Source organism: Rhodococcus sp. NPDC080181 (genome assembly GCF_040702225.1).
GTDB classification, from domain to species: domain Bacteria; phylum Actinomycetota; class Actinomycetes; order Mycobacteriales; family Mycobacteriaceae; genus Rhodococcoides; species Rhodococcoides fascians.
Genome location: NZ_JBFBKN010000002.1, coordinates 135067 through 151532, shown reverse-complemented (window position 1 = coordinate 151532; position 16466 = coordinate 135067). Strand labels below are relative to the sequence as shown.

The 16466-nt window shown below is 62.9% G+C and carries 18 protein-coding genes; 10 read left to right on the top strand and 8 right to left on the bottom strand.

The features are described from left to right. Positions 1–160: 160 nt before the first annotated feature. Positions 161–1444 (top strand): MFS transporter, encoded by a 1284-nt coding sequence (locus tag AB0O58_RS02940; RefSeq protein WP_366237859.1) that lies wholly within the window; start codon positions 161–163, stop codon positions 1442–1444. Here the strand turns inward: AB0O58_RS02940 and AB0O58_RS02935 are convergent. Both AB0O58_RS02935 and AB0O58_RS02930 read right to left on the bottom strand, forming a co-directional pair. Then, positions 1419–2441 (bottom strand): ABC transporter substrate-binding protein, encoded by a 1023-nt coding sequence (locus AB0O58_RS02935; protein ID WP_366237858.1) that lies wholly within the window; start codon positions 2439–2441, stop codon positions 1419–1421. The genes AB0O58_RS02940 and AB0O58_RS02935 overlap by 26 nt on opposite strands. Before the next feature lie 96 nt (positions 2442–2537). After that, the gene (locus AB0O58_RS02930; RefSeq protein ID WP_230073119.1) at positions 2538–2960 is read right to left on the bottom strand and encodes a hypothetical protein; all 423 of its coding nucleotides are present in this window, start codon (positions 2958–2960) and stop codon (positions 2538–2540) included. 133 nt (positions 2961–3093) lie between these two features. Here AB0O58_RS02930 and AB0O58_RS02925 point away from each other — a divergent pair, with 133 nt between their 5' ends. Together AB0O58_RS02925 and AB0O58_RS02920 are read left to right on the top strand one after the other, a co-directional pair. Next, complete coding sequence (locus AB0O58_RS02925; RefSeq protein WP_366237857.1) at positions 3094–3570, top strand: DinB family protein; 477 nt, start codon at positions 3094–3096, stop codon at positions 3568–3570. A 182-nt stretch (positions 3571–3752) separates the two neighbouring features. Continuing rightward, positions 3753–4193 (top strand): hypothetical protein, encoded by a 441-nt coding sequence (locus AB0O58_RS02920; protein ID WP_366237856.1) that lies wholly within the window; start codon positions 3753–3755, stop codon positions 4191–4193. A gap of 67 nt (positions 4194–4260) precedes the next feature. Here the strand turns inward: AB0O58_RS02920 and AB0O58_RS02915 are convergent, their stop codons facing one another. Then, positions 4261–5040 (bottom strand): NAD(P)H-dependent oxidoreductase, encoded by a 780-nt coding sequence (locus AB0O58_RS02915; RefSeq protein ID WP_366237855.1) that lies wholly within the window; start codon positions 5038–5040, stop codon positions 4261–4263. Between the two features lie 150 nt (positions 5041–5190). Here AB0O58_RS02915 and AB0O58_RS02910 point away from each other — a divergent pair, with 150 nt between their 5' ends. Beyond that, entirely contained in the window at positions 5191–6054 is an 864-nt protein-coding gene (locus AB0O58_RS02910) for a helix-turn-helix transcriptional regulator (protein WP_366237854.1), read from the top strand. Here AB0O58_RS02910 and AB0O58_RS02905 read toward each other — a convergent pair. Next, positions 6017–7171, bottom strand: a complete 1155-nt coding sequence (locus AB0O58_RS02905) for an NAD(P)/FAD-dependent oxidoreductase (RefSeq protein WP_366237853.1) — start codon at positions 7169–7171, stop codon at positions 6017–6019. The genes AB0O58_RS02910 and AB0O58_RS02905 overlap by 38 nt on opposite strands. Before the next feature lie 136 nt (positions 7172–7307). Between AB0O58_RS02905 and AB0O58_RS02900 the strand changes: the two genes are divergently transcribed. Both AB0O58_RS02900 and AB0O58_RS02895 read left to right on the top strand, forming a co-directional pair. Beyond that, positions 7308–8324 (top strand): MerR family transcriptional regulator, encoded by a 1017-nt coding sequence (locus tag AB0O58_RS02900; RefSeq protein ID WP_366237852.1) that lies wholly within the window; start codon positions 7308–7310, stop codon positions 8322–8324. Beyond that, complete coding sequence (locus AB0O58_RS02895) at positions 8321–8935, top strand: LysE family translocator (protein WP_052063104.1); 615 nt, start codon at positions 8321–8323, stop codon at positions 8933–8935. Before AB0O58_RS02900 ends, AB0O58_RS02895 begins: the two co-directional genes overlap by 4 nt. Here AB0O58_RS02895 and AB0O58_RS02890 read toward each other — a convergent pair. After that, a complete protein-coding gene (locus AB0O58_RS02890) occupies positions 8919–9593 on the bottom strand; it encodes a TetR/AcrR family transcriptional regulator (RefSeq protein WP_032374928.1) in 675 nt (224 codons plus the stop codon). The two genes, AB0O58_RS02895 and AB0O58_RS02890, sit on opposite strands and share 17 nt — an antisense overlap. A gap of 77 nt (positions 9594–9670) precedes the next feature. On the opposite strand from AB0O58_RS02890, the gene AB0O58_RS02885 reads away from it, so the two are divergent. Next, positions 9671–10069 carry a GNAT family N-acetyltransferase gene (locus AB0O58_RS02885; RefSeq protein ID WP_032375119.1) on the top strand — a complete coding sequence of 133 codons (399 nt, stop codon included), beginning with the start codon at positions 9671–9673 and terminating at the stop codon, positions 10067–10069. A gap of 345 nt (positions 10070–10414) precedes the next feature. Next, positions 10415–11638: an IS110 family transposase gene (locus AB0O58_RS02880; protein ID WP_032387695.1), complete on the top strand. Its 1224-nt coding sequence runs from the start codon at positions 10415–10417 to the stop codon at positions 11636–11638. A 145-nt stretch (positions 11639–11783) separates the two neighbouring features. Here AB0O58_RS02880 and AB0O58_RS02875 read toward each other — a convergent pair whose 3' ends face one another. Continuing rightward, a complete protein-coding gene (locus tag AB0O58_RS02875) occupies positions 11784–12449 on the bottom strand; it encodes an epimerase (RefSeq protein ID WP_032387696.1) in 666 nt (221 codons plus the stop codon). A 99-nt stretch (positions 12450–12548) separates the two neighbouring features. Beyond that, positions 12549–12848, bottom strand: coding sequence for an antibiotic biosynthesis monooxygenase (locus AB0O58_RS02870; RefSeq protein ID WP_204847404.1), 300 nt, complete (start codon positions 12846–12848; stop codon positions 12549–12551). 182 nt (positions 12849–13030) lie between these two features. On the opposite strand from AB0O58_RS02870, the gene AB0O58_RS02865 reads away from it, so the two are divergent. Beyond that, positions 13031–13930 (top strand): AraC family transcriptional regulator, encoded by a 900-nt coding sequence (locus AB0O58_RS02865; RefSeq protein ID WP_366237928.1) that lies wholly within the window; start codon positions 13031–13033, stop codon positions 13928–13930. A gap of 749 nt (positions 13931–14679) precedes the next feature. Next, the gene (gene trpS / locus AB0O58_RS02860) at positions 14680–15726 is read left to right on the top strand and encodes a tryptophan--tRNA ligase (protein WP_366237851.1); all 1047 of its coding nucleotides are present in this window, start codon (positions 14680–14682) and stop codon (positions 15724–15726) included. Between the two features lie 112 nt (positions 15727–15838). Here the strand turns inward: trpS and AB0O58_RS02855 are convergent, their stop codons facing one another. After that, the gene (locus tag AB0O58_RS02855) at positions 15839–16210 is read right to left on the bottom strand and encodes a VOC family protein (RefSeq protein ID WP_032374932.1); all 372 of its coding nucleotides are present in this window, start codon (positions 16208–16210) and stop codon (positions 15839–15841) included. Between the last annotated feature and the right edge of the window lie 256 nt (positions 16211–16466).

Sequence of the window (16466 nt, the reverse complement as noted above, 5' to 3'; positions counted from 1 at the left end):
GACTCAATCGGTATGTGGTACCACGAACGATCTACTTCAGCCGTGATGTTGCAGCCGCTCAAACCTATCGCAGCTTCCAATTGGATGGCTCATCCCGATGAAGGAAGTCTGCCAGGCTGAGGGGACCGCACCGACCGTCGCGCCAGTAGTGTCGACGCTCGTGACGATCAACCCTGGAGTCGGTGGTGCGTCGGCGCGAGGTCGACTACGAGACCTTCCGTCGGTGGTCAAGCTCGTGTTGGCGTCGATGGTGCTGTTCAATGTCGGCTTCTATCTGGTGGTTCCGTTTCTGGCGGTGCATCTGTCCGAAGAACTCGGATTCGCAAGTTGGATCGTCGGGCTCGTATTGGGTCTGCGCACGTTCAGTCAGCAGGGCATGTTCTTTCTCGGCGGCAGCATCGCCGATCGCTTCGGTCGTCGACCGGTCATTCTGTGGGGCATAGCAATACGCATCGTCGGGTTCGTTGTGCTGGCGCTTGCGAGCAGCCTCCCCGCTGTGATCGTCGGGATTCTGCTGATCGGTTTCGCCGCAGCATTGTTCGCGCCCGCGGTGGAATCGGCCAACGCCGATATCGGTCGACAGCTCGAAGACTCGGGCGTTATCAAGCGCACCGAACTGTTCGGTTATGAGCAGATGAGCAGTCGGCTCGGCACCGTGCTCGGGCCCGCGTTGGGGGCGGTGCTCCTGGTGTTCCCGTTCTCGGCGTCCGCCGCCGTGGCCGCAATCTTGTTCGCCGGCATGTGGTTCGGGTTCTACTTTCTGTTCCCCAAGACAATCGAAACGGGCAGTGTCGTCGGTACTTCCATCACCCGGGTCTGGCGTGTGGTGTTGGGCAATCGACGCTATGTCGTCCTGGCCACGCTGTGCAGCGCACAGTTCGTCGCGCTCGCTCAGCTGTATCTGATGCTGCCCGAGCAACTTTCGCTGAGCATCGGCTCTCAGGATCTGCTCGGCTGGTTCTACGTGGGGGCAGCGGTACTGGTGATCGTCGGTCAGCGGCCGATGGTGGCGGTTGCGGCACGGATGGGATCGCGGGCCGCAACAACCATCGGCTTGGCCGTCATGGCGGCGTCGTTCGTCATTCCGGCGGTAGGACCAGGCACCATCACCGACTCGGTGTGGCCGTACGTGCAGATTGCAGCGTGGATCGCGCTACTGCACCTGGGGCAGATGTTGATGGTGCCCTCGATGCGAGACACGCTCGCTCGAATTGCCGGAGAACGTTATCTGGGAGCACATTTCGGACTACTCAACACCATCGGTGGATGTCTGTCGTTGATCGGCACGATCGGCGTCGGGTATCTCTACGATCGACTCGACGACGGCAGCGTTGCAGCGGCGACCCCATGGTTGGTGGTCGCCGGCTGCATCGCCGCGCCTGCCGTCGTGCTCGGTGTGTGGTCGTCGATGTCCGACGCTATCTGGCCGCGTCGACAGCCTTGATGTCGTCGATGAACGCACACAGCACAAACGGGATGGTCAGCGGATTCGGCATCGACACTGCGTCGGAGACAAACGGATCCAGCGCTATCAATCCACCGTTGCGCATGACGCCCAGACTGGTGAAGGTCTCCTGAGATTCCATGGACTCGCGGTGCAGTTCGTAGTTGTCGAAGAAAAGGTAGTCGCAGTCGAGCAAGCTGTAGCTTTCCGCCGACAGTTCGGTGTTCAACTTGCCTTCGAATTGGGACGCCAATGCGGCGGGTGCTTCGAAGCCGAGTGCGGTCAACAGCTGGGCCCGCGCCGAGTCGGGACTGAACGCCCGTAGCTTGCCGTCACTCCACCTGATGACCAATGCAGCCGTCTTGCCGACGAACTGCGGATTGTCGGTTCGAGACTGCGCCACAAGGGCTTCGACGCGATCGACCTCGGCCTGAGCGGCGCTCGGCAAACCCACCGCACGCCCAATTCTGGTGGTCACCTCCTGCCACGGCAGCACCCAATCGGTCTGACCCGCAGCGTGCAGCACCGTCGGCGCGATCGCACTGAGCTGCGCGTAGACGTCCTCGTCGATCGCGTTGTTGACGGCGATGATCAGATCGGGGGCAGCGGCGGCGATCGTCTCCACATCGAACTCGGTCGTCGCATTCGCCAGTGCTACCGGTTCGTCACCCTTGACGGTCGGTTCGGCCCAGATGCCGATGCCGTCGTCGGTCGAGCCCTTCCACACCGGCACCAGTACGGGCGTCAGACCCAACGACAGCAGCACGTCGGAGTCGCCGATGCCCACCGCGGCGATACGAGTGGGAGCAGTGTCGATGGTCGTCGAACCGAGCTTGTGCTCGATCGTCACGGGGAACGCGCCGCTCTCGACGTTCGCCGTCGAACTCGAACCATCCGAACGTTCCGCCGAGCCGTTGGCGCAGCCGGCTACGACGAGACCGGCGACCGACACGAACGTCATCGACAACGCAGTCCGCCGATTCACCACGGGATTCATCGAGTCTCCTTCAAGCGTAGTTTGGATGCCCTAATCTAAACCACCCTCGCTCGATTGTGCTGTCCTACGTTCTGCGGTCGAAACCTTCTCGAATGGCTAAGGAACGTAGAACGTCGCGAACCCCGGCACGGTGGTCGCAGAAGTCGGTAGTCCGACGAGTACCACTTGCCCTGTCCCGCTGTACACAACTGCCTCGTGCGGGGATCCGAAAAGGGCGTCGGACAATCGGGCGTTGCCACTGGCCCCCGTAGTCAGGTTCACCCAGCGCACGTCGGAAATGAGGTAGCAGCCGGTGTTCGCGTTCGGGACGTCGGTGACCTTGGCGATCCCGGGTTGCTCGCCGACCACCACGGCACAATTGCTCGGGGGTGAATCGACACTGCCCCTGGGGTTTCCGTATGGCGCTGGGTTGAATTGAAACGGGATCGTCACCTCCGCGGACGCCACTGCAGCCGACGTGAACGCCGCACCGACCATCACCGCACCGCACACTGCAAGCCGCTGTACAAGTCTTGCCATGGCAACCTCCACTGGTTTCGGAATCCGGCGATGGCACCATCCTCTCTCCTATTCGAGGCGAGAGGGTGGCAAACGAGCTATCGAGACGCCATCGACACTGGGTAGGGGAGAGGGTCAGGTGTACGGTCCGGTGATGCAGGACGACACCGAAAGACGCGTAGCCGACGCCACTCTCGTGATCACCGGCGAGAGTCTGTCGTCGATGACGGAAATCCTCAGGGGCCTGGGTGACGAGCTGGCCAACACCACACCGGATCTGCCGGGTGCCAACAGTCCGTACGCCATCGTCTTCCACTGTGTCGCCGTGATCGAGCACTGGGGAGGCTCGGTGATCGCCGGCCTGAAAATCCCGCGGGACCGCGCCACCGAATTCACGGCCACCGGCCGGGTAGATGACCTGATCACACGGGTCGACGACGTTCGTACGCGTCTGCCCGAGTGGGTCGATATGGCATTGCGCGAGGGGATTCGTGATCGGACCGTCATGGGTTCCACACGCCCGGAGCTCGCAACCGCCACCCCGGAATGGGTGTTGACACACCTGGTGCGCGAGCTGTCCCAACACCTCGGCCAGCTGGAGCTCACGCGCGACGTCCTTCGTCGGGCGTGACGACTGCCGACGTTTCTGTTGTCCGCGTTCTCGATGAACGAAGGTACGAATCATCACGTCCTCTGCCGCCGGAGCCTGGGGGAGTGCCACATGGGGGTCGCCCATTGCAACGGCGACCGTTGTCGTTGTGGCTATGCGAATCTTGGTGTGTAGTAGGTGCGATGAAGAGTCGGTAATCGGCAGTGTCCAGCCTCGGTGCCGTGCTGGTGCTCCTGGCGTTGGTGCTCGCAGGGTGCACACACAGCGGCATCGCTGGCGAGTCGGTTGAAACGGTCGATCGGCAGGACCCGGCAGCGGTGGTCCGAGGTTGGGTCGATGCGGTCAATGCCGGCGATTCGTCGACGGGTGAATCCTTGGTCGCGGACGAGGGGTGGCAGGGTATGCAGGGCTGGTTCGACGCACCCCGTGCACACCTGGACAACCTCGAGATCGTCAGAGTTACCGAGGAAGACCCGACCCCGGGTACAGCCGCCGAAGGCTATCGATTCGAGGCCTGGGTGTCGGTGCGCTTCGATCTCACCGGCGGCGACGGGTCCATGCACGAAGGGGCAACAACCTGGGGATACATCCTCGCACGGCAGGAATCGTCGGATCCGTGGTCGATCGTGAGCAACGGCATGTAGCCCCCATTGCACCCGCAGCCACCTGACCATTCATCGCCAGCGCAGAAACGCGCTCGGCGACAAGTGATCACGACCGCACGTGCAATGCGAAACTCGACTGCCCGTGTTCTTCGAGGCCTTCTTTGAGACGAAGGGACGGCATCTCGTAGTCGCCGAAGTTCTGTTTCCTGAACGCTATTGGTTCGGTTGTCTCGAGTTCGAGTAGTCGCCGTTCCCAGTTCTTCGCTGCAACTGCGTACTCCTCGGCCGTCAATCGATCGGATCCGTGGACGACGAACGGAGGCAGAACGTCGATTCCCGGGTAGTAGAGGATGCCGTGGTGGATGGGGAACAACAGGTCGTCGATGGGGCCGTTGATGCCACGATCGGAGTAGTGGGCTTCCGGGCCGCCCACGGTCACCGACAGCAGTGCTCTTTTGGCGGCGAGGGTTCCCTCGCCGAAGCGCTCACCGTACTTGGTGTCGCTGTGTTCGCCGACGCCATAAGCGAAGTGGTAGGTGAACACTCGGTCCACCCATCCCTTCAGGATCGCGGGCATCGAGTACCACCACAGGGGGAATTGGAAGATGATGGTGTCGGCCCACAACAGCTTTTCCTGCTCGGTGCGGACGTCGGACGTGAGGGTGCCAGTGTCGAAGGCCCGTCCGGAATCTGCAGCCACCCGCAGCGGCGACGACGCGGCAGGACCGTAGTCCGATGCGTCCAGCGCCGGTTTCCAGTTGGAGGCGTAGAGATCGGTCACCTGCACTTCGTGGCCTGCGGCTTCCAACGTGGTGACGGCCAGATCTTTGAGGGAGTGGTTGAGCGACTGTGGTTCTGGGTGGGCATAGACGATGAGCGTCTTCACGGGTGCTCCCTGTTGTCGAGTTGTGTTCGAGTGACGCCTTCACCCTGTCTCGTTCTGCCCGTCTCGTTCAGGGGCGCGATGTCCTGTGGTCGGTGTTCCTGGTATCGGCGGTACCACTCTCGACCGACGAATCCGGGGGATACTTCAGGTGTGGACGATTTGGCGAACTTCTTGAGAATTCGGCGGTCCCGTGTCGATCCGGCGTCGGTCGGAATCCCCGTCGACCGGTATCGCCGCGTCGACGGGCTGCGGCGCGAGGAGGTCGCTCACCTGTCGGGTGTCAGCATCGATTACTACGTTCGTCTCGAACAGGGCCGTGCCACACAGCCGTCCGAGCAGATTCTCGATGCGCTGGCGCGGGTGTTCGCTCTTGACGACACCGAGCGGGCGCACCTGGATCGGCTTGCCCGTCGACGTCGTCGACCTGCGAAGACCCCGAAGGGGCGCGTGCGCCCCGAACTTCTACGCGTGCTCGATCTGGTCGAGGGAGCGCCTGCGTTCATCATGGATCACCGTATGAATGTGCTTGCGGGCAACCGACTTGCGCGGGTGCTGTACGGCCAGCCGATCCCGGGGTTGAACACTGCGCGCCACATCTTTCTCGAGGAAGCCGAGCGGGGGCTGTACGACGACTGGAACACCTGCACCATGGATGTGGTCGGACACCTTCGGCTCGCTGCGGGGCAGTACCCGGACGACGCGCAGTTGGCGTCACTGATCGGTGAATTGTCCATGAGGAGTGACCGATTCCGTCGACTGTGGGCACGCGCTGATGTGTGCGCTCGAACGCACGGGCGCAAGGCCTACCGCCACCCGCTGGTGGGTTTGTTGGAGCTTCATCAGGAGAACTTCGCTCTGCCGGGTGAGCCGGGAATGGAGATGATCGTCCTGAGCGCCGCGGCCGGCAGCACCAGCGAGGACGGCTTGCGGCTGCTTGTAGCCCTCGCGCTCGATACGGCGTCGGACAGTGAATCTGCTACTGCGAGAGACGATCACCCGAGCTCACAGGGGTGACGCCGGTGATCAGGTCGATCATTCCGAACGGGGAGCGTTCCCCAAGACAGAGGTCGAGCGTTTCGTGTGACTGGATGGCCACCGCTTCACTTCGGATGATCATGGCCTTCTCGTAGACGGACACGGCTGCATCGATGTTGCCGCGGTGATCGGCGATGGCGCGAGCGAGTTCTGCGCCGTCGAACATCGCCAGATTGGCGCCGTCTCCGGAGGGAGGCATCAGGTGCGCGGCATCGCCCACGAGGGTCACTCCCGGCGTGTGATCCCAGCGGTGGTCGTTGGGTAGCGTGAAGATCTTTCGGGGAACCAGCGCGGTCTCGCCGTCGGTGATCAACGCCGTCAATTCCGGTGCCCATCCATCGAATTCGGCTGCGACCGTCGCTTTGGCCGAGGCGGCGTCGGTGAAGTCGATCGCGTCGATCCAGTCGACGCTGCGATTGAGCTGAACGTACGTGTGCAGGATGTCGCCGGCCTCGCGGTGCACGGAGATTCCCTTACCCGGGGTGAGGGCGAACATCGCACCGCCGCCGACTGCGCGGGCGGTGGCGGGGTGACGTGCGTCGACATCGTGGAGATAGGTCTCGACGAAGACGGTGCCCACGTAGTCGGGTTGGGCAGCCGAGAGCAGGGATCGGACTCGTGACCACGCGCCGTCGGCACCGACGAGCAGATCGCTGACCGCGATGGTTCCGTTCGCGAACTCGAGTGCGTGTTGCCCATTGCCCAAGGGACGGACGGAGGTGAGCTTGTGCCCCCACTGAACGGTGTCGGCCGGCAGTGAGTCGAGCAGAATGCGTCGCAGGTCGCCGCGCAGCACTTCCGGTCGACCGCCGGTGCCGTCGTCGGCTTCGTCGAGCAGAGCCTCGCCGTTCGGACGCAGGACGCGAGTCGCTTCGCCTCCCTCGTGAATGATGGCGCGGAACTGTTCTGTGAGCCCGGCTGCGGCGAGGGCGACCTGCCCGTCCTCCTCGTGGATGTCGAGCTGCCCGCCTTGAGTGCGCACATCGGCCGTGGCGTCGGCCTCGTACACCGTGGCGGCGATTCCGTGAACGTGCAGTACTCGTGCCAGCACCAGGCCGCCGAGTCCTGCACCGATGATCGAGATGGATGTCTTCATGTATGTCTCCGCTCATTGTTGGAACAGTGTTCCAAGTAAGAATGGAACACTGTTCCAACGCTGTCAAGTAGGCGGACGCCCTCGGTCGCCTTTCGCGTTTGACCTGTCCCCTGGGGGCCGGGTTTACGGTACGGAGATGGACGACCTGCTGAGTGTTGGAGATGTGACCCGCGAGACCGGTGCCTCGTCGAAGGCGTTGCGTGGCTACGAGGCACTGAATCTCGTTGTCCCCGAACGGGCCGCCAACGGTTACCGCATGTACGACCGCCACCAGGTTCGAGTCGTCGCGCAGATCCACCGCCTGAATGCACTCGGAATTCCGCTCGCGGACATGCACCCGTTCATCGACTGCCTGAATGTCGGAAGTCTGCACGCAGACACCTGCCCCGCCTCGCTGTCCGGGTATCGCCGGGCGATCCAGCGGGTCGAACAGGCCATCGACGACCTCGACCGACAACGCGTCGCGCTGGTCGCCAACCTCGCCCAGGCAAGCGCACGGATGGCCGACGAGTGGGCCACCGCCGATGCGCACAACCCCAATCTCGCCCCGCTGCCGGCAGACCTGGACGTTCCACACGACGACGGAGCGACCGATCATCTCTACGGAGTGGCAATGCCGACCACCCGGTTGCCGTCCACCGACGGTGGCCACGTCGACCTCGCCGCTCTCGGAACGGGCCGTGTCCTGGTCTATGTATTTCCGATGACCGGTGCACCAGGACACGACATGCCCGACGGTTGGGACGCCATCCCCGGTGCCCGCGGATGCAGCCCGCACAACTGCGACATGCGTAACCACTATGCAGAGCTGGTGCAGGCCGGGATCAGCGCGGTCTATGGACTCTCGAGCCAGCCCGTCGCATATCAATCGGAATTGGTTGGGGCACTGCGACTTCCCTATCCGCTGCTCACCGACAGCGAACTGATTCTGCACGACGTGATCGGACTACCGACGTTCAGCACAGAGGATCTCACGGTCTACCGACGACTTGCTCTCGTCATCACCGGGGGAATTATCGAGCATGTGTTCTACCCTGTGTTCCCACCGGACCGCCACGCGCAGACCGTCCTCGACTGGCTCGATCAACACCCCCGGCACGTGACGGCACCGACGCGGATCGCATCGCGCACTGTCGACGGCGACGGGCAGTGATCGGCATTTCCGATCTCGCGCTGTTCGCCGGAGTGTTCGCGGCATCAGCTGCCACCCCCGGCCCCGAAGTTGTTGCGGTGATGGCTCGATCCCTCGACTCCGGGTTCCGGGGCGTTCCTGGACTGGCGGCCGGCATCGTCGTCGGAAAGTTGACTCTCCTCGGCATGGCCATGGCAGGACTCGCCGCGGCGACGGCGGCCTACGAGCCGATCCTTCGCGTCCTCACCTGGGCCGGCGCTGGGTACCTCTGTTACCTCGCCGCGAAGAAGTGGAGGACAGCCGGAGCGCCGGCGCTATCAGCGCCCACGCGCGACACGCCCCGCCGAGCTCACAGTGTCGGCCTCGGGATCGTGCTCACCATGTCCAATCCCGTAGCCATCGGCTTCTACGTTGCGCTACTCCCCGGCGTCATCGACCTCACCCAAGTGCACGTCGAGGACTATCTGTTGCTCGGACTCACCCTCACCACGGTCATGGCAGTGATCATCGGGCTCTACGGTCTCGCTGGATTGCGCCTTCGTCGCTTCTTCGACCGCGGTGGTCAACGCATAGTGGACCGAACCACCGCCGGAGTATTTCTCCTGTGCGCTGTCTTCATCGTCTTGCGCTAGTTCGGTCGATCCCGGCCAGGATGATGTCGACACCGGCCTGAAACTGTTCTCTATCATCATGTTCGGCGAATTGTGACGCGATTCGGGTCAGGAACGGATAGTCGCCGGTATCCGTCACCGCCGAGCGTGTGGAGTCGAGAAATGTCGCGCGGTCCGTCACCGTGGCGGCTAGTTGCCTCCCGGCATTGCGCTGGCTCGCAGCCCCGAGAGCGTGGTACATGAGCACGGACGCGGCATCGAACTGCTCATTCTCCGGAATTCCGCGGACGTCCAGTTCGGTTCCGATGCGGTCGAACAGATGCATGACGGCCGGCTGCCACGGTGCGCCGGCGAGTTGCGTCGCCACCCATGGCCGCGTGGTGATCATGTCGAACACCCTCATCATCACGCCGCGAACGCCCTGCTCTGTCGACTCGATCTCGGGCGAGGATTCCAACACTGACGCCATGACGGCTTTGGCCGCTGCCGCGAGCAGATCTTCCCTGTTCCCGACGTGGTGATAGAGCGCTCCGGCGCCCGTGGACAGGTGTGCGGCGAGAGTGCGGAACGTCAAAGCATCGGTGCCACCCTCGTCGAGCATCTCGATCGCTGCCTGCACGATGCGCACTTTGGACAGTGCATCGGAACGTCGCGCGGGTGTCGGCTTCTTGACTGGCATGCGCTGATCCTGTCACAACTGGAACGCCGTTCCATGCCTGAATGCGGGCTATCGTCAGCATTTCTATGCTGTTCGGCATGGCTATCGATTTCCGAGTCCGCTTCGACGTGGATGATGTCCAGCTATCGCAGCTCCATCACGATGCGTTCGGGGGGAACTACGAGTTGGCGCCGTGGGGATCTCGGTTGCAGCGCCACAGCAAATCGTGGGTTGGTGCCTTTCATGGCACTGTGCTGTGCGGATTCGTCAACGCAGCATGGGACGGTGGCAAGCACGCGTTCCTGCTCGACACGGCAGTTGCTACGGAATGGCGACACCAGGCGATCGGCACCAGGCTCGTCTCCTATTTGGTTTCCGATCTGCGTACAGCCGATATCGAGTGGCTGCACGTCGATTACGAGGAACATTTAATCGAATTCTATTCCGTTGCATGTGGATTCGATTCAACCTCCGCTGGAGTGCTGCGGCTGAAGTGACTGTCGACCGTGAATTCGAGCCTACGGGGAAGGCAAATAATTTTCCTGCCAAGGATGATGCTCGACGCTATCGCGACACCGAGCCGGGCCGGTCTCCATCGCTCCCGCACAACCACCTCTAAAATCGTCCCTACCTGGAGGTGATCGCTTCAGGTGCCCGACGACGTTCGAGGCGAGGCTGACAATCACCCGCCGCTGGTGTGGCTTGGGAAGGATGGACACCTCGTTCGTCGCGGACACTCCGGCCGCTGATTGAGACACGTTGTATCTGCGAGAGAGTCGCTACTTAGAGGAACGCCGGCGGAGCCGTCCACCCAGTCGGGGCACTTCGACGGAAGGAACTCTGTGACAGCACAATCGGATGCGGTGTGGATCGGTATCGACATCGGCAAAGCCGCTCACCACGCCGCTGCGATCGACAACTTTGGTCGGCAACTGTGGTCAATCCGCGTCAACAACGACCAACACAGCATCGAACGTCTTCTCGCCAAAGCGCACACGATCGACGGCTCACCCGAGACGCGGTGGGCGGTGGATCTGACTTCACCCGAATCAGCTCTACTCCTCGCCGTCCTTATTGCAGCCGACCAGACGGTCACCTACGTGCCCGGTCGCGTCGTCAACCGCATGACCGGTGCCTTTCCCGGTGAAGGCAAGACCGACGCCAAGGACGCCGTTGTCATCGCCGAGACGGCTCGTCTACGCCGCGACCTGACCGCGATCACGACCCCGGACGACGTTGTCGCCGAACTCGGACTGCTGACCGCCTACCGGGCGGATCTGATGGGGGAGTGGGTTTCCCGCATCAACCGACTCCGTGCACTTCTACTGCGGATCTTCCCTGAACTCGAGCGTGCCTTCGACTACACCACCCGCACCGGACTGGCCCTGCTCACCCGCTACTGCACTCCAGCCGCGATCCGCACCGCCGGCACCGACGAGATCAGCACCCATCTCCGCGAACTCGGTGTCCGACGGCCGACAATCCCCGGTATGGTCACCAAAGCGCTCGCCGCCGCCGATGCGCAAACCGTTGCAGTACAAGCAGAATCGACCACCGAACAACTCGTCATTCGTCTCGCCGAGCAGCTGCTCGACCTAGACCACGAGATCAAAGCTCTCGATAAACAGATCGTCGAACGCTTCCGCAGTCACCACCAGGCCCACATCATCGAGAGCGTCCCCGGTATCGGCGCGCGCCTGGGAGCAGAGTTCCTTGCCATCGCCGCGGGTGACCTCGCCGCATTCGGCACCGCCGCCAAGCTGGCCGCCTACGCAGGGCTTGCTCCCGTTCCCAACGATTCCGGAACCCGCACCGGAATCCTGCACCGCCCCAAGCGCTACCACCGACGACTACGGCACGTCTTCTTCATGGCGGCCTTCAGCAGTGCGCAAAGAGAAGGACCGTCACGAGAGTTCTACCAACGTAAACGCGCCGAACACCAACGACACGTTCAGGCCACCATCGCACTCGCTCGCAGACTCGTCGACGTTCTCTGGGCATTACTGCGTGACCAACGTGAATGGCGGCCAAGTGGCCCGCTCGCGGTTGCATCTGTGGCTGCATAGATGCAACGTCGAGCGAGTGGGCACAATCGCAGGAGTGAGGACGAGTCGTCGCTAACCGAAAGGGCGATGGATCGGACTCCACCCGAAGAGGTTTGCTGCTCGCATTCTGCGCCGCAGCCCGCCCATGCGGACTTTTAAGTGAGCGTCAGGAGGCCGCGAGTTGGTTGATGTGGGCCGTGGCCAACACATGACGGGGCATGCCGCCGCCTGCGGTTCGGATCATCGCGTGACCCAGTTGCAGGCTCGTGGTGACGTAGCGTGGGGCGATTCGCCGCAGCACGGGGTAGAGCGGGCCGAGCGCCTTGTACAGCACGACGTACAACGCAGTCTTCGATGTTGTACCGGGCAGAGGGAGGACGAACGCGGGGCGGAACATGTAGGCGCGTGGTGACAGTGCCAGCAGAGCGTTCTCCGTCTCGCCCTTGACGCGCGCCCACATCATGCGGGTCGTGCCGGTGCTGTCGGTGCCGACGCCGGAGACGTAGGTGAAGACGAGATCGGGATTGGTGGTCAGCAGTGCCCGGGCGGCGGCCAGGGGGAAGTCGTAGGAGACCCGGCGGTACTGCGTCTCACTCATCTTGAAGGCAGAGGTGCCCAGACAGTAGAAGCAGGCGTCGAACCCGACCAGATCGTTCTGAACGGTGGTGAAGTCGGCGAAGTCATCGAGGGGAAGTTCGCGGAGCTTGAGGTGGGCGCGACCGGTGGGTGTACGGCCTACGGCGAGAACATCGGTTACCTGCTCGTCACGCAGGCAGGCTTCCAGTACTCCTTGCCCGATCATGCCGGTGGCTCCGAAGATGACAATGCGCACAATGGATCCTTTTCCTACGGTCAGCGGTGGTGTCGGCTCGGTTGCTGTGGATGGTTTCGGGCATGGGAACCCGATGCCGGTGAGCCGGCGGATTCGAGCTCAGGCGTTGATCTCTTCGTAGAACTCGATCCTGAGAGGTGCGGCGAGTAGTTCGCCGAATTGCGCCAAGACATCGCCGCCGGTCTCGGCTCGCCATGCGGCATAGGCCTCTTGGTCGCGTTTGTCGTCCCATTGCTCGATCAGTGCGAATGCGGTGTCGTCGTCGGCGCTGCGCACAACCCGTATGCCGATGCAACCGGGCCGTGAGCGGGTGGCACCCAGGGTTTCACGGTAGAAGTCGACGACATCGTGACTGCGGCCGGGCTTGGCTTGGGCGTGCAGGATGACAGTGAAGGCCATGGGGAACTCCGATTTTTCGGTGAGCTGGATGGATGACCATCAGGCGCGCTGTGTGCCTGCCCGCCGCAGCTCGAATCGGCGAGAAGTGGGTCCTGTCCAGTCTGACGTCAAGACTTTGGATTGTGAATCATCGAGACGCCGCAATACCTTCGCCAGAGTCCTAAAGTGTGTGTGTGGATCTCATGTCCGACCTTCTCCGGATCTCCCGCGCGCGATGCGTGCTGTCCGGCGGTATCTCCGGATCAGGTGCGTGGGCAGTACGGTCCCCGGCCCCGGGTCGAATCAAAATTCTGGGGGTCATCCGCGGGTCCCTGTGGTTTCGGCTCGACTCCGAACCGGCAGACCTGCGGGTCGACGCGGGCGAGGTTCTGGTGGTGGACGGCCGCACGTCTTTCGACATGGGAAGCGATCTGCATGAACCGCCGGTGCAGCTGCGGGAGAACGATCCGGTTCGTCCGATCGATCGCGACGCCGACCACGTTTGCGTCACCGCGCACATCGAGTTGTTCGACGCCGCCGACGACTTCCTTCGAGACGCAATCCCTCCCGTCCTGCATCTACACGGTCGAGCGCGCGAGGCGACGACTGCGGCCTGGGTCCTCGAGGAGCTCTTCGACGAATTCGCCCACGAACGCGCTGGTCGCACGGCTGCCTCGGCTCAGCTGACGCAGTTGCTGTTGGTGCAGGTTCTTCGGGCATGGGTGGCAGCGGCGGATGAGCTGCCATCAGGGTGGGTCCGTGCCGCCGCCGATGACCGGTTGCGTCCGGCATTGCAGCTCATGCACGCCGATGTGGGCAGAGATTGGCATATCTCCGAACTTGCTGCGGCGTGCGCGATGTCGCGGAGCAGCTTCGCCCACCGGTTCACCACGACCGCCGGCGTTCCCCCTCTTACCTACCTGTTCAGGTGGCGAATGCGCTTGGCCGAACGGTCGCTGGACGACGGATCGTCATCGGTAACCGAACTCGCAACGCAGCTCGGTTACCGGTCCGAGAGTGCTTTCAGTGTCGCGTTCAAACGTTGGTCCGGGCTCGCGCCGAGTCGATTCCGGCAACGCGACCCGCGATCGGACCTGTCCTGAGCCGGTCTCGATCCAAATGTCGTTGGCTGACCGGCGAAAGCCCGACCTGCGACAGCGAAGGTCGTCGTCATGGCCGCGATCAGTGCCGCCCGGGGCGATGCTCACTCAGGCGAGTTCAACCGGCGCAGGACACCGGAATATGCATGGCACGCCTACACCGTCATCGCACTCGGCTACAGACATGCGATGTCTAGGCGCGCCACGCGGCTCCTCACAGTTCGTCGGCGCCGCGTTCTGTGCGGATACGGCTCGATGCAGAGCCAATGAGTGCGCCGAGATCTGCCCAAATCATCGCGGCTGCTTTGACACTCGCGCCAAAACTCCGAGATTTGCTGCGACGCTAGTAGCTATCCATCGGCATTAGAGTTTCCCGGTGGCTGCAAGTTCCAGCGTGCCATCATCCATTTGCTTCCCGCATTGAGATCCGACCATCTTGACGGCCGGGAGGTGGCCACCCCACCGGCGTCGGCCAACGGTCTTACATCCCGCCTGCGGGCAGTGCCCGCCTCCCTACGGACGTACCCCGAATGGAACGCCGCGGCGCTCCACGCCGTCGACGCTGTGATCGATCTACTTCGGTCGAGCTTGCTAGCCTGTCGGGGTGATCGACACTCATCAGGCTTGGTGGTGGCTGCGCTAGCAGCCCGGTCGACCATGTCCTGCGGGCTGTATCTCAGCCCGCTGATCTTTCGTACGGACCAGACGCGCGGCTGATGCAGCCCGCTCCGTTCGTGCAGAGAGGTCTTCGAATGAGCACCCACACCTACATCTCCAGTGTCGAGCGCAGCAACGTGCTCGCCACGAATGTCGCGGCCGATCCGGGCCGGTATCGCACGTTGACCGGGGAAAGGCCCACCGGGCCACTGCATCTCGGGCACCTGTTCGGGACGATCCGAGAACGCGTGCGACTGCAAGATCTCGGTGTCGAGACGATGATCGTCTTGGCCGACTACCAGGTGATTACGGACCGCGATGCAATCGGGCACGTGCGACGGCACGTGCACGACGCGGCCTTGGACAACATGGCGGCGGGGATCGATCCCGACAGGTCGACGATCTTCACACATTCGGCGGTACCCGCCCTCAATCAACTCCTGTTGCCGTTCCTGAGCTTGGTGACCGAGGCCGAACTTCACCGAAACCCGACGGTGAAAGCCGAATTGGCCGCCAGTGGCCGCGCCCTGGGCGGTCTGTTGCTGACGTATCCGGTGCACCAGGCGGCGGATATCTTGTTCTGCAAGGCCAACGTAGTCCCCGTCGGTAAGGACCAACTCCCTCACATCGAGATGGCGAGGGTCATCGCACGGCGCTTCAACGACCGATACGCCGCGGTGTTCGACGAACCACAAGCACTGCTGACCTCGAGTCCCGACGTTCCAGGCCTCGATGGGCGCAAGATGTCGAAAAGTTTCGGCAACGCGATCACGCTGTCGATGACACCGGACCAGACAGCTCAGGTGGTACGTCGAACGGCCACGGACTCTGAGCGACACATCTCCTATGATCCGCAGACGCGACCGGGAGTGTCAGCACTGCTCAACGTCGCGGGCCTGTGCACGGGCAGGGAACCGGACGCGATAGCTGCTGAAATCGGCTCCGCAGGGGCTGGCGCATTGAAAACCCTTGTGACCGAGGCGGTGAACTCGTACCTTGCAGAACATCGCCGTCGACGGGCAAAGCTCGCCGCCGACCCCGGCTACGTGCAGTCGGTAGTGCGCCAGGGAAACCAGCGCGCCAATGCGATTGCAGAGCAGACCCTGGACGAAGTCCGCACCGTCATGGGTACCTACTACTGAGCGAGGCGCGCCGCTTTCCCCGCACAATCATCTCTGACATCGTCGCCCACCTAGAGGTGATCACTTTCAGCTTCCCGTCGGCGGGCCGAAGCGGCAATCACGCGATCCGCCGCTACTGGAGAGGCTGCCCGACGTCAATTCGATTCCCGTCCGGGTCGCAGAAAACGAAGCCACGAAGTCCGTAGTCGGCGTCGCGCAGACGTTTGACGATGCGCACCTGGTGTTCGACCAGGTGCTCGTAGAGGCCCACTGCGTCTTCGACCATCAGGTGCGCAACGTTGTAGGTTCCAGCTCGGTGTCCGCTCACCAAGGTCAGGTGCAGTTCGGCGGCATCTCGCCGGATGATGACGAATCCGGGCGGGCTGCCGTTGGTGAAGGTCACGGTCATGCCGAGCACGTCGCGATAGAACTCGATCGAGTGCTGTATGTCGGTGACGGGAATCGTGGCTGCGATGCGGCCGAAGCCCACGGTGGTTGCGCTCATTATCGATCTCCTTGCACAGAGTTCGGGCGGCGAGGCGGTGCTCGCATCAACCCTGTCTCTGGGCGCGGTGGCCCCTGCTCGAAGTGTATTCAACGGGAGCACTATTCGCGTCACCGACATCCACGTATTCGATCATCGGGCGTCTCCGCCCACCTTGTGCTCTCGCATTGAGACCCTTCACGTTGTAGGGGTCTGAGGTGCCCGCTTCAGGCGCTCGTCGGCGGTGGTTGAGTGACGGTTCGGCAATCGAAGGCGA

Excerpts from the sequence above, each read along its gene's own strand:
- AB0O58_RS02935 (WP_366237858.1), bottom strand. The coding sequence starts at position 2,441 with ATGAATCCCGTGGTGAATCGGCGGACTGCGTTGTCGATGACGTTCGTG.
- AB0O58_RS02930 (WP_230073119.1), bottom strand. The coding sequence starts at position 2,960 with ATGGCAAGACTTGTACAGCGGCTTGCAGTGTGCGGTGCGGTGATGGTC.
- AB0O58_RS02925 (WP_366237857.1), top strand. The coding sequence starts at position 3,094 with ATGCAGGACGACACCGAAAGACGCGTAGCCGACGCCACTCTCGTGATC.
- AB0O58_RS02905 (WP_366237853.1), bottom strand. The coding sequence starts at position 7,171 with ATGAAGACATCCATCTCGATCATCGGTGCAGGACTCGGCGGCCTGGTG.
- AB0O58_RS02900 (WP_366237852.1), top strand. The coding sequence starts at position 7,308 with ATGGACGACCTGCTGAGTGTTGGAGATGTGACCCGCGAGACCGGTGCC.
- AB0O58_RS02890 (WP_032374928.1), bottom strand. The coding sequence starts at position 9,593 with ATGCCAGTCAAGAAGCCGACACCCGCGCGACGTTCCGATGCACTGTCC.
- AB0O58_RS02885 (WP_032375119.1), top strand. The coding sequence starts at position 9,671 with ATGGCTATCGATTTCCGAGTCCGCTTCGACGTGGATGATGTCCAGCTA.
- AB0O58_RS02870 (WP_204847404.1), bottom strand. The coding sequence starts at position 12,848 with ATGGCCTTCACTGTCATCCTGCACGCCCAAGCCAAGCCCGGCCGCAGT.
- AB0O58_RS02865 (WP_366237928.1), top strand. The coding sequence starts at position 13,031 with ATGTCCGACCTTCTCCGGATCTCCCGCGCGCGATGCGTGCTGTCCGGC.
- trpS (WP_366237851.1), top strand. The coding sequence starts at position 14,680 with ATGAGCACCCACACCTACATCTCCAGTGTCGAGCGCAGCAACGTGCTC.
- AB0O58_RS02855 (WP_032374932.1), bottom strand. The coding sequence starts at position 16,210 with ATGAGCGCAACCACCGTGGGCTTCGGCCGCATCGCAGCCACGATTCCC.